General features: G+C 62.2%; 9 protein-coding genes. 3 read left to right on the forward strand and 6 right to left on the reverse strand.

Annotation, left to right across the window (positions count from 1 at the left end; translation table 11 throughout):
* Positions 1–31 precede the first annotated feature (31 nt).
* The gene (locus ACFOW7_RS14240; protein ID WP_378165399.1) at positions 32–877 is read left to right on the forward strand and encodes a hypothetical protein; all 846 of its coding nucleotides are present in this window, start codon (positions 32–34) and stop codon (positions 875–877) included.
* A 179-nt stretch (positions 878–1,056) separates the two neighbouring features.
* Here ACFOW7_RS14240 and ACFOW7_RS14245 read toward each other — a convergent pair whose 3' ends face one another.
* Both ACFOW7_RS14245 and gstA read right to left on the reverse strand, forming a co-directional pair.
* Complete coding sequence (locus ACFOW7_RS14245) at positions 1,057–4,353, reverse strand: DEAD/DEAH box helicase (protein ID WP_378165401.1); 3,297 nt, start codon at positions 4,351–4,353, stop codon at positions 1,057–1,059.
* 103 nt (positions 4,354–4,456) lie between these two features.
* The gene (gstA, locus tag ACFOW7_RS14250) at positions 4,457–5,059 is read right to left on the reverse strand and encodes a glutathione transferase GstA (protein ID WP_378165403.1); all 603 of its coding nucleotides are present in this window, start codon (positions 5,057–5,059) and stop codon (positions 4,457–4,459) included.
* An 84-nt stretch (positions 5,060–5,143) separates the two neighbouring features.
* Here gstA and ACFOW7_RS14255 point away from each other — a divergent pair, with 84 nt between their 5' ends.
* Positions 5,144–5,812 (forward strand): enoyl-CoA hydratase/isomerase family protein, encoded by a 669-nt coding sequence (locus tag ACFOW7_RS14255; protein ID WP_378165405.1) that lies wholly within the window; start codon positions 5,144–5,146, stop codon positions 5,810–5,812.
* A 90-nt stretch (positions 5,813–5,902) separates the two neighbouring features.
* Positions 5,903–6,886 carry a ribonuclease Z gene (locus ACFOW7_RS14260; protein ID WP_378165408.1) on the forward strand — a complete coding sequence of 328 codons (984 nt, stop codon included), beginning with the start codon at positions 5,903–5,905 and terminating at the stop codon, positions 6,884–6,886.
* A gap of 319 nt (positions 6,887–7,205) precedes the next feature.
* Here the strand turns inward: ACFOW7_RS14260 and ACFOW7_RS14265 are convergent, their stop codons facing one another.
* From ACFOW7_RS14265 to hslU, 4 genes are all read right to left on the reverse strand, one after another.
* On the reverse strand, positions 7,206–8,192 hold the full coding sequence (locus ACFOW7_RS14265) for a phosphotransferase (RefSeq protein ID WP_378165410.1): 987 nt from the start codon (positions 8,190–8,192) through the stop codon (positions 7,206–7,208).
* 228 nt (positions 8,193–8,420) lie between these two features.
* Positions 8,421–9,521: a patatin-like phospholipase family protein gene (locus ACFOW7_RS14270; RefSeq protein ID WP_378165412.1), complete on the reverse strand. Its 1,101-nt coding sequence runs from the start codon at positions 9,519–9,521 to the stop codon at positions 8,421–8,423.
* 468 nt (positions 9,522–9,989) lie between these two features.
* On the reverse strand, positions 9,990–11,123 hold the full coding sequence (locus tag ACFOW7_RS14275) for an acyltransferase family protein (protein ID WP_378165413.1): 1,134 nt from the start codon (positions 11,121–11,123) through the stop codon (positions 9,990–9,992).
* Positions 11,124–11,278: 155 nt separating this feature from the next.
* Entirely contained in the window at positions 11,279–12,598 is a 1,320-nt protein-coding gene (gene hslU / locus ACFOW7_RS14280; RefSeq protein WP_378165414.1) for an ATP-dependent protease ATPase subunit HslU, read from the reverse strand.
* Between the last annotated feature and the right edge of the window lie 21 nt (positions 12,599–12,619).

Raw genomic sequence — 12,619 nt, forward strand, 5'->3', positions numbered from 1 at the left:
GCACTGTGAATAGCTGGGAAATCGACGCAAGATGACTTCATATCGCCTTAAATCGGTGCTGACACTGCTGGCTTTGGGCCTGCTCAGCACCAATGCCGGCGCCGACGGCATCGCCACCGACGGCACCGCCAAGCCATGGCCGCTTCAGGTCGAATCGCTGCAATTCGCCCGGGCCAATGCCAGCGGTTTTCGTAACGACAGCGCGGCCGTGGCCTCAAGCGTACAGTCGGGCGCCATGGCGGCCAGAAACGTCAACGCCAGTGCCGGCGCAGGTATCGCCGGGGTGGTGATCGGCACGCTGATCGTCAGCGCCATCAGCCGGTCCGGCCAGGATAGCGAACAGCTCAAACCGATCAAGCCGCTGCTCGACCAGGTCGGCACGGCGGCGCTGGAAAAACATATCGAACGATGGCTGCGGCAGCACATTCCCGCCATGGTCCAGGCGCAGAACAGCTCATCGGCTGTCCAGGGCGAGATCAGCGCGGCACCGACGCTGGTGTTCGACCCGTCGCTGAAACAGGTGACGCTGCAACTCCGGCTCAAGATCGAGCCTGATGGGCAAAGACCCCTTGAAGAAGCGTTTGAGGCCGCGTCCAGACCGATCGAAGGCGAGACCGTTGCGCCCACCTACTGGAGCGACAACCGTAGCGACAAGCTCTATGCGGAGGTCGATACCCTGCTGAAGGAAGTCCAGCGGCTGTTCCAGCAATACCACGGCAAATTCCCCGGCGAGCTGGCCAAGCACCAGGCCATCCGCTACCACAACCCCATCGGCGCCTTCTACGAGCGCGGCGTGGTGCTGGCAAGCGAGGCGGATCGCATCGAATACCGCTCGCTGGGCGGAGTGGTCAAAACGGTCTATGGCAGGTTGGAGTAGTCGGAGCCGGGGTGCTGATCCTTTCCTGCAAAGTGAGGTTGATCCATCAGGATAGATCGACCAACTGTTATCTCAGACGCTTCCACCGGCCAATGCTTGTCGGCAAGGGGGCAAGCCTGCGAAACCATAAGGATGTTCGGCTTGTGCTCTCCTTCCGGCTTTCTGATTTTACGGCCTTGTTATGGTTCGACTTCGACAGGCGCGAGCAGCCCCACCAGCTCCTCGGCAGTCAGGGCGGCTAGTGCGGCTGCTTCGTCGCCGAGCACGCCTGCGGCAAGTGCGGCTTTTTTCGCTTGCAGGGTCAGGATCCTTTCCTCGACCGTTCCGCGCGTCACCAGCTTGTAGACAAATACCGGCTTGTCCTGCCCGATACGATAGGCGCGGTCGGTGGCCTGGTTTTCCACAGCGGGATTCCACCATGGGTCGTAATGGATCACGGTATCGGCCGCTGTCAGATTGAGCCCAACCCCCCCCGCCCTGAGACTGAGCAGAAACAGTGGCACCTCTCCGCGTTGGAAGCGCTCAACAGGTGCATTGCGGTCTTCGGTATCACCCGTAAGGCACACATAGGGAATGTTGCGCTGTGCCAACTCTTCCTCGATCAGCGCCAGCATGGAGGTGAATTGCGAGAACAGCAGGACACGCCGGCCTTCAGTGATCAACTCGTCAAGCATCTCGAGTAGACCGTTGAGTTTGGCCGAAGAGGCCGATTTATTGCCTTTGCTCTTGACCAGGCGCGGGTCGCAGCAGACTTGCCGCAACTTGAGCAGCGCATCGAGAATCAGGATATGGCTGCGTGCTACCCCATGTTCCGCCACGGCCTGGCGCACTTTTTCATCCATGGCGAGGCGAACGGTTTCATAGAGGTCGCGCTGGCTCTGGTCGAGATCGAGGTATTGGATGGTTTCGGTCTTGGCTGGCAATTCCGTGGCGACCTGTTCCTTGGTCCGACGCAGCAAGAAAGGCGCAATCCGGCGCGCCAGCCGCGCCCGATGCCCAGCATCGCCCTGTTTCTCGATAGGGGTGCGCCAGCGGCGACGAAATTCGCGCTCGTCGCCAAGCCAGCCCGGCATTAGAAAATCGAACTGTGTCCATAGCTCACCGAGATGGTTTTCCACGGGCGTGCCGGTGAGGCACAGCCTGTGGCGTGCATCGATCCGGCGTATCGTCTGCGCCGCCAGGCTCTTGCTGTTCTTGGTCTGCTGCGCTTCATCGAGTACCAGATAGTAGAAATGCCGGTCCTGGTAATGCTCGATATCGCGGGCCAGCAGGGGATAGGTGGTGATGACCAGATCGGCTTGCTCGATCTGAGCAAAGGACTGCTGGCGTTTGCTGCCATGCAGCACCAATAGCTTCAAGGTCGGGGTGAAACGCTCGATTTCCCGGCGCCAGTTATGGACCAAGCTAGTCGGTGCCACGATCAGACTGGGTTGGTCGAGTCGGCCGGCTTCCTTCTCTGTGAGCAGATGGGCCAGGGTCTGGATGGTCTTGCCAAGTCCCATATCGTCGGCCAGCACCCCGCCAAAACCGTATTCGCGCAGGAATTGTAGCCAAGCCAGGCCCTGCAGTTGGTAGGGACGCAGCGTTGCTTGCAGACTATGCGGCGGTTCGACTGGCAGCAGGCCCTGGAAATTGGCGAGTCGGTGCGCCAGTTCGCGCAGTTTATCGCCTCCCTGCCAAGATAGACCCGGTGTCGCGGCCAGTTCGTCGAGTCGGCCAAGGTCGAAGTACGACAGCTTGAGTTCATCACTGCCGTGCTCGAATAAATCGAACAACGTTTCCAGCAAGGGCAATACGCGGGCGGTCGGAAGACGCAGTACGCGCTGGTCGGCCAGCGTAGTCTGGACGTGGCTCTGTTGCTTCAGCAGCGCCAGATCGGGGTATTGCCGCAGCAGCTTGAGCAGGATCGGCTGAAGCGGCACCTTCTCGCCCTCGACTTCGATATCGAGCCGCATACCGAACCAATCGTTGCCGCTGGGCTCATCGAGCGAAATCAGCCAGGCTTCGGGTTCGAGCTGTAGCGGATAGGGAAAATCAGGCGCGACATGCAGTCGCCAGCCCTCTGCCTTCAAGGTGGGGAGCGCTTCCTGGGTCAACTGGCGCCAAGCCTGCACGTCATGACGCCAGACGGTCTTTTTGTGGTTGGGTTGACCATAGTGCAGAGGCGGCAGGGTATAGAGATTATCCTGCTGGGGAGCCAGTACCAGTTTCAATTCCCTCAACGGACGCAGCCCGGTCTGCCGTAACTGCTCGCTCAGGGCTTTCTCGGTCTCGAACTGGCGCGGAATCTGATCGAGCCGGTTCGAGTGCCAACGCGACAGTTGCGTGCGCAGGTCCTGCGGAAAGATCAGCAGGCCGTCGTAGTCGAAAGCAAGCACGGCCAGATCGACCAAGTATTGCTCACGCAGCCACGGGATATACCAGTCGTGTCGCTCGCTGATCAGCGTCAACACGGGGATTGGTGCGATAAGGCGCACTTCGCCCTGAGTGATCGGCTGCAGCGCTGGCAGGCAGGCGGGCAACTTGGGCAGGAGGTCCGCTACGCTGTCAGGTGCAATCGCTGGTGCTTCCAGCAGCGCCTGCACCGCCTGGGCCGGCAGATCACACTTGATGGGGTGTAGATGACCCTCGCACAGCAGTTGGGGTGGGTCCAGTGCCAGTACCGTGCCCTGTGGTGCGGACGGCGTCCGCAAGCGCAGTCGCTGGTAGCCGGTATCGTCTATTTCCCATTCGAAGTGTCCGCTGATGGGGGGGCCACATCGAAGCGGTTCGCCTTGGGCGACCTCGAGAAAGCAGCGGCCGGTCTCCAGCATGCGTTCGAGCAGATGGGTGCGATAGCGACCTTCGAGTTCGAAGCCGGTGTGGCCACCAAGCACGGCAAGGCAGTCGTCCAACAGATTCTCATCGAAGTCGGTCAGGGTGCCGTCCTCGCGCCAGCGCCGTTCGATACGGAACGGGTGGGGCACACCATAGCCACCTTTCTTGAGTTTCTTCACCTTGGCCAGCTCAAGCCGTGGCGTGCCACGCGCCACGTCTTGCAGCAGATAGACCAGCGTATAGTTGCCTTCGCTTTGATGATTGCCAAGCAGGGCTTTCGATACACGCTCCAGCCAGTGCTGCCCAGTGTTATCGGCCCGGTCCAGGATGTTGGCCGCAGGCGGTAGTGGCTCTGTGGGACTTTGCTCATAGGCTGCCAGCAATAGCGCTACGACATGCTTGCAGTCGCCACCGAGCGGGCAGTTGCACTGCGAATCCCAGAACAGATTGCCCCGCAGGTCACGCCCGAGTTCCACACTGGTCTGGTAGGTCTTATGCCCCGAGCCTTGGACGCTGCCAAAGAGCGCTTGTAGTGCCGTGTCGTATTCAATATCTGAGACCCGTTGCTGGGCATGGTAGGCCCTGCCGCGTTCCAGCGTGCCGGCATCGAAGTGGAGGGCGAGGTCGTTGGGGTGGTAGGGCAGCAGGGACGTGATCATTTCGGCAAAAGCAAAAGCCGCTGTGGGCGGCTTCTGCGCTTGAGTAAAGTGGGTGTGGGAAACGGCAGTGACAGAGGGTTGCCGCAGCGCCTGGCTGAAGAGATTACAGCAAGCCCTCGGCCTTGAGCGCGGCCTGGACAGACGGGCGCGCCTTCATCCGTGTCATGAAGGCTTGCAGCTTGGGCCAGTTGTCGAGCGAGCGCTGGTGCATGCCGGCCCAGTTGGTGCAGACGAACAGATAGGCATCGGCGGCGCTGAACTGGCCCAGCAGATAGTCCTGCTCGGCGAGCTGCTTCTCGACCAGGTCGTAGCGCTGGCTCAGTTTCTTCCAGGCGGCGTCCTTGTCGCTGGCCGAGGCATCGCGGTTCCACAGCGTGCTGTAGCCCTTGTGGATCTCGGTGCCGATAAAGGCCAGCCATTCCTGCAAGCGGACGCGGCCCAGGGTGCCGTTGGGCGGGGCGATTTTCTTGTCGGGTGCCAGGTCGGCGACATACTGGACGATGGCCGGACCTTCGGTGAGCAACTGGCCGTCGTCGAGCTGGAGCGCCGGCACATAGCCCTTGGGGTTGATCTGATAGAAGTCGGTGCCGCCCGCGGTCTGATGGGTGCGCAGATCGACTTTTTCGAGGGTGAACGGCAGACCGGATTCCTGTAACACGATATGCGGAGAGAGCGAACAGGCGCCGGGCGAGAAATACAGTTTCATGCTTGCCTCCTGGGGGTCGTGGGTTGAGAGCCGGTCCGGCCGAGCGCTACCATGCCGTTCCGAACGCTCAAATATGGAGGTGGTATGGCTGCAATTCAACTCGATCGCGACGGCGCGGTCTGGACCCTGACCCTCGCCAACGGCGAAAACCGGCTCGACGACGAGGTGCTGACCCAATGGCACGCTGCACTCGACACGGTCGTCGCCGAACCCGGCAACGGCGCGCTGGTGATCACCAGCGCCGATCCCAAGTTCTGGTCGAACGGCATCGACCTGAAATTTATTGAAAGCAGCGGTGGCATTCCCTTCCTGATGCAGGAATTCGTGCCGCGCGTTGACCGTCTGCTGCGCCGGCTGGCGCTGTTCGAGCTGCCCACGGTGGCGGCGCTGGGCGGTCATACCTATGCCGGTGGCGCACTGCTGGCCTCGGCCTGCGACTTCCGGGTGATGCGCAGTGACCGGGGCTGGTTCTGCTTCCCGGAAATCGATCTGAAACTGCCGCTGACCGAAACGATGGTCGAAGTGATCCGCCTGTTGCCCAACCCGCAACTCGGTTGGGAAATGGCCATGACCGGCCGTCCAGTCGGCGGTGACGAGGCGGCCCGGCTGGGTCTGGTCGACGAGGCGGTGGCAGGCGAGGAAGTGCTGGCCGCTGCGCTGGTGCGGGCCCGTGAACTGGCCAAGAAGGATCGCCAGACCTACGCCACCATCAAGCGGCGCTGGCGGCGTGATATGGCGGCACTCGATCGCTGAGCCGGATCGGCAGGATTTGCATATGAATAAAATATGCAAATCCTGTGCAAGATATAGAGCAGCATTCAATAAAAATGGAAAATTTTTTATATGTTTAAGATGACTTTTCTGGGTACGTCCTCAGGCGTTCCCACCAAGACCCGCAACGTCTCGGCATTGGCCATCCAGACCGGCCAGGGGCGTGACTGGGTGTTGTTCGATTGCGGCGAGGCCACTCAGCATCGCCTGTTGCATACCCCGCTGTCGGTACGTGATCTGACGGCAATCTGTATTACCCATGTTCATGGCGACCACTGCTACGGCCTGCCTGGTCTGCTGGCCAGCGCCGCCATGAACGGCCGGCGCGAGCCACTGTTGCTGCTGGCCCCCAAGGCGGTGCTGCGCTGGCTCGATGCCACGATCGAATGCAGCGAGTTGTTTCTGCCCTATCCGCTGGAATGCCGCGATGTGGCCGAAGTCAGCGTCGCCGAAGTGTCCGGCTGCACCCTGAGCGCTCACCGGCTGTCGCATCGGGTGGAAAGCCACGGCTACGCCATCGAGCGGGTGGTGGTGCACGCCAGCCTGCGCGCCGAAGCACTTCGCGCTGCCGGCTTGGCGCCCGGTCCCGACTGGAAACGTCTCCAGGCCGGCGAGACCGTGACCCTGCCTGACGGGCGGGTACTGGCGCCTGCCGATTTCGTCGAACAGCGCCGCGAGTGCTGGCGCGTGGTGGTGGGGGGTGACAACGACGATCCGGGCTTATTGGCTGACGCCTGTCGCGGTGCCCAGTTGCTGGTGCACGAAACCACTTACACCGAAGAAGCCTTGCAACGTATCGGTCCCGGACCGATGCACAGCTCAGCCGCCCGCGTGGCGCGCTTTGCGGCAGCGGCGGGCTTGCCCAATCTGATCATGACCCACTTCAGCCCGCGCTATCAGGACGAAGGCCCGACCACCGTGGCCGAACTGGCGCAAGAAGCGCGGGCCGAATACAGCGGCAATCTGCTGCTGGCCCGCGATTTCGACCGCTACGAACTGGGCCGCGATGGCGTGGTGCGATTGGTGGCCGAGGCAACTATCGCCAATGGCGGCTAGCGCATGGCCAGCCCATGCGGCGTGGACCTCAAGGTGCGGCGACGATAAAGCTCAGAAGCTGAGCGGCCAGTCAGCTTCCACCAGCACTTCGGTGGCCGAATCAACGGTCTGGTAGGCTGCATTAGCCGCAGAGCGGCGTAATGGATGCACCATTGCCTCCGTCCTCACTGACGATCGAGCGACAGCAGTAAGGGCTTTGGGCCCGTGACGCCCCACCGGACGCCAAGGCGAATCGACATCAAGTCGATGGATTTCCCGGCCAGGCGACCTCTAAAACCTGGCGCTCACCCGTTCGTCCGACTTGCCTCACCGACCGGCACTACGCTTCACCGAGAAAACGGTAAAGCGTTTCCTCCTCGGCCTCGATCAGTGGGTAATGGGCCACCCAGCGCGCCAAGCGTGCCGGGATCAGATAAGCCCAACGTTGCAGCGAAACCGGGTCACTGCCTTGCAGCATGTAGTCGAAATCAAGCGCCCGCAGCACATGGCCGACCCACAGCATCTGCCGCAAGGTCGATAGCAGCCTTGCTTCGTCGTCCCAATCGCGCCAGGCCGCCAGATAGGCATGGCGCAATTGCCGGCCGCCGTTGCCGCGCGCTGCGGGCGGCAGGGTTTGCAGGACAAATTCCAGCGCTACCAGCATCGAGGCAAACGGATGGGTGATACAGGCATCGCCCCAGTCACACAGCCGATATTCGTCGTCTTTGACCAGCACATTGCCGGTATGGAAGTCGCCATGGTCGAGTGTGGCGGCAAACGACGAATCGTTGAGGGAAAGGCAGACCTGCTCGAATGCCGGCAATAGCGCGGCGATGTCCTGGCGCAGCGCGGTGGGGTCGGCAATGGCTGGACCCGGCCGCACCCTGTCTCCTTCAAGTAAACCGGCCAGCAGGGCCGGCAGATGCGACAGGCGCCGATCGGGCAGTGCGAGCGTCAGCAGTGCAGGAATCTGTCCCAGTGTGCCCTGCTGCAAGCGGGCGTAGACCGGTAACAGCCGCAGCAAGGCGGCAAGCGAAGTGTCGGGGGTGGCGGTGTCGTGCAGGGTGCGGCCGGCATCGGCCAGCAGCAGCCAATGACGGGCGTCGTCACTGGCCAGGACCGGCGACAGATATTCGCTCCACTCGATTTGCAGATGGCGCAGCAATGCCGGCTCATGGCGGCCGTTATGGCTACAGGCTTTGAAATAGGTCGCGTGCCCGCCGAAATCGACCCGCCAGACGGCCGACCAGGGCCGCTCCTTGAGGACTGCCACATTGCTGACTTCCCCCAGGCCGCAGGTGCGGCCCGTGCGGGCAATCCAATCCATGGCCTCGGCCGCCCAGTGGGACCGTGTGGCGCTTAACCAGGGCGGTAGAAGGTCATGACGGGCGGGAACAACCAGGGTGTCCATAGCAAAAGGCTCGGGGTCGGGGATCGGGCACAGCATTCTGCATTGTCGGGGAGACCCTGCCCGGCCTCAAGCGCTGGAGACTGGCCGGGATGGGCATTGGGGAGCCATATCGACCTGTCCCGGCCGTCATCCGGACCCGTAGCGCTAGTGATGTTGCACTTCCCGCAAGATGGCGCGCGCCGCTTCGGCACCCTGGGCGATCAACTGGTCGATCCGGTCGGGTGAATAGTCGAGGTCGCGCGAGATATGTTCGTGCGGCAGGCTGGTGCGACGGATTCGGGTGCAGCGGATCGGGCAGCGATTCTCCCGCTCGATCCGCGCCGCCTCGGCCAGTATCCGCCGCGCCCACGGCTGGTCGGGCTGTGCCATGGCCGTTTCGGTCAGATCGTTGACCAGCTCGATATAACGGTTGCCCATGGCAATCGCCGCTTCGTCATAGTCGGCCCGGTTGCCGAACATGATGCCCAGCAGCCGATAACTCGACTTCAGGGCGCTGACCGGAATCTGCTGGGACAGCGTATCGCTGGTATCCACCACGATCAGCCAGTAGCTTTCCGGCGCCGTTCCGGGCGGACGTTCCTGTTGCAGGGCATTGAGCACTTCGCGCAGCGCGGTCTGCGGCCAGAAGGCACCGTCCCAGTAGTAGGTGCCGTCGATCTCGACCGGCGGGAACAGCATCGGCAGGCTGGCACTGGCGCGCAGATGGTTGGGGGTGATGGTGTCGCGCCAGTTGATGAAGCTGCGCGTCGCCTGCCGCTCGACATCGACCGTGCGCACCAGCAGCAAAGGCTGTTCGGTCGGCACGGGGCCAATCGGGCCGATATGCTGATCCAGCAGATTGGCCATCGGTTCGGTGCGGTACAGCGGCTGGAAGAAGCGCACCGATTCGGAAGCCGGTAGCCAACCGGGCCAATTGGGACAGAACATCTGAGGATTGCCCGACAGCAGATTGGTCAGCAGACCATTCCAGCGTGCCAGATAGGGCGACAGCGGCGGCAGGAACGGCAGCGCCGGCGTCGACAACTGCTCGCGCCAGAAGGTTTCGAGCGCTTGGGCGCCCCAGTCGGCTTCCTGCTGCCGTACCGACAGATAGGCTGCGTTGATGGCCCCGATCGAGGCACCCGCCAGAGCGGCAATCCGATGGCCGCGCGCTTGCAGATAAGGCACCAGCTCACGGTAGACGCCGCATTCGAACGCGCCGAGCGCCCCTCCGCCCTGGAATACGAAAATCACCGGTTCTGCCATGGCCTGCTCCCTTTGCAAAGTTTGAATACCGCCCGACCACACAACGACCAGCCTGACGGGCGCAGGAGCGGGACGTTGTGATCAGGCAATCGATATGAATCTGTTGCGGTGCAGCAAGCGGCGCACCCGGTGACTGGGGCAAAGGGTGTTTTGGCTTGTCGCTGGACCATTTCCAGTCAATTAGTCAGTGTGTCCTGCCCTCAAAGGGACGAGGAGGGAGTCAGCTGGAGTGGTGGTGGAGGGAACTTCAGAGCGCATGAGCAAGAAGGTTTGCCGGCTCGCTTTTAACTTGGTGTCCGGAGCCTCCCATATCGCAGAGTGAACAGGGCCATGGGCAATTGCGACGTTCTGTGGACCCTCCAAGACATGATGAGGTCGGAGGCCGGGTGCATCAGGCCACTCTGCGGCTAACGCACCCAAGGTTCTGCGGAGATTTACGACCTGACTGACAAGAATCGAACTAAATGCTCAACCAGCCTGCGGTGCCAGATTGGCACGCCTGCTGGCCCAGAGCCGGTCACGCCAGCGTAATGCCGGGCGCTCCACCGCCAGATAGAGCAGCACCCCGGCGAGCAAAGCCGCCGCGCCGTAACACAGCACGGCGTAGCCATCGTGCAGCTTGAGCCAGGGGCCGATTTCGGTGCGGACCAGCCGGTAAGCCGCCTTATGCGTCAGATAAAGGCTGTAGGCCAGGGTGGCCAGCAATGCGGCGCCGGGAACCTGCCAGCGTGACAGCAGGCTTTGCGGACTGGCGGCCGAGGCCACGATCAGTCCAAGCCCCAGGGACAGCAAGGGGAAACCTGCCACGGTTGCGGCGAAACTCTCGCGTTCCTGAAACAGCGCAAAGGCGCCCCACATCGCCACCAGCCCGGCGACCAGCAGCAGATTGGCCCGCCGTTGCCAGCCCGCCCACCAGCTTGGCCGGAAGGTGGCGACCAGCGCCAGACTGACGCCGGCGAGCAGACCGTCGAGTCGGGTGTAGGTCGGGTAGTAGATCCACTCCATATAGCGCTGCCAGAAATTTCCCACGCCCTCCTCGACGCCCAGCAGTGGCTGCAAGCCGTTGAGCCAGATGGCACTGCGCAGCAGCATGCCGCCGATCAGCAGCCCCAGCAGCAAGGCCATGGTCTTCCACCAGGCGGGACGGCGCATCAGCAAGAGGGTCAGCAGCGGTACGACCAGATAAAAATGCTCTTCCACACACAGCGACCAGACATGGGAAAACGCCTTGGGGTGGAAGAAATCGATGAACAGATTTTCGGTAAAGGTCAGGAATTGCCAGAGCGGCTGGATTTCCGGCGTTTCGCGCAGAGGTGGCCAACTGAAGTACAGCGCCACCACCACCAGATAGGCCGGCAGGATGCGCAGGGCGCGGCGCAGGTAGAAGGCGCCCAAGGCCAGTTTTTCGCCCTGGGCCAGCGGCTTGAACAACTGGCTGCCGATCAGAAAACCGCTCAGGACAAAAAACAGATCGACCCCCATCCACCCCCAAAACGACACGCTGTCTATCGTCTTGCCCAGACCCGCCACCCTGGCGTGGTACAGCATGACCCAGACAATCGCGACAGCACGTAATAAATCGAGCCCCGGCAGGCGCTGCATGATTCAACCTCTCCTCTTTTGCGTATGAAATGGTCCAGCCCCGGCGATACTACGCCGACCGTTTCCACCGGCCGGACAAGCAGCTGTAACGCGCGTAACGCAGAAAAGACAACAGGCCGCAGAGGCGGCCTGTTGCAGGGAGAGGCGGGGACTGCTTACAGAACGTAGCGGGCCAGATCCTCGGAATGGGCCAGGGCGGCCAGCTTGTCATCGACAAACTCGGCATCGATGCGGACATCGCCCGCGCTGGCATGGAAGGCCACGTCTTCGAGCAGTTTTTCCATCACCGTATAGAGACGACGGGCGCCGATATTCTCGGTGCGCTCGTTGACGTCAAAGGCGATCTCGGCCAGGCGGCGGATGCCCTCGGGCGTGAAGTCGAGCCGGACCGATTCGGTACCGAGCAGGGCTTCGTACTGGCGGGTCAGGCAGGCATCGGTGCCGGTCAGAATCTGTTCGAAATCGCCCACCGACAGCGAATCGAGCTCGACCCGGATCGGAAAGCGGCCTTGCAACTCGGGGATCAGGTCGGACGGCTTGGACAGATGGAAGGCGCCCGACGCGATAAACAGGATATGGTCGGTCTTGACCATGCCGTATTTGGTGCTGACCGTGGTGCCTTCGACCAAGGGCAGCAGATCGCGCTGCACCCCCTGGCGCGAGACATCGGCGCCCTGGCTGTCGGAGCGGCTGGTCACCTTGTCGATCTCATCGATAAACACGATGCCGTGCTGCTCGACCGCTTGCAGTGCCTCGGCCTTGAGTTCGTCGTGGTTGATCAGCTTGCTGGCCTCTTCCTCGGTCAGCAGCTTGAGCGCATCGACCACCTTGAGCTTCTTGGGCTTTTTGCGGTTCTGCGCCATGCCCTGGAACATCGACTGGATCTGGCCGGTCAGCTCTTCCATCCCGGGTGGTGCCAGGATTTCGGCCTGCATCGGGGTATCGACCAGTTCGACTTCGATTTCCTTATCGTCGAACTTGCCTTCGCGCAGCATCTTGCGGAATTTCTGCCGTGTCTCGTTCGGTTCGGGCGCCTCGGGCGTGATGCCGAAGCTGCGCGGCGGTGGCAGCAGGATATCGAGCACCCGCTCCTCGGCCGCATCCTCGGCCAGCATGCGCACCCGCTTCATGGCGAGGTCGCGGGTCTGCTTGATGGCGATTTCCACCAGGTCGCGGATGATGGCGTCGACATCACGGCCGACATAGCCGACTTCGGTGAACTTGGTCGCTTCGACCTTGATGAACGGCGCCTGGGCCAGACGGGCCAGCCGCCGGGCGATCTCGGTCTTGCCGACACCGGTCGGGCCGATCATCAGGATATTCTTGGGCGTGATTTCGCTGCGCAGCGGCTCGGCCACCTGCTGGCGCCGCCAGCGGTTGCGCAGCGCCACGGCAACGGCGCGCTTGGCCCGCGCTTGGCCAACGATATGTTTGTCCAGCTCGTGGACGATTTCCTGCGGGGTCATTTGCGTCATGGTATTCGGCGGGATATCTGG

This window comes from Chitinimonas lacunae (assembly GCF_042650885.1).
GTDB lineage: Bacteria > Pseudomonadota > Gammaproteobacteria > Burkholderiales > Chitinimonadaceae > Chitinimonas_A > Chitinimonas_A lacunae.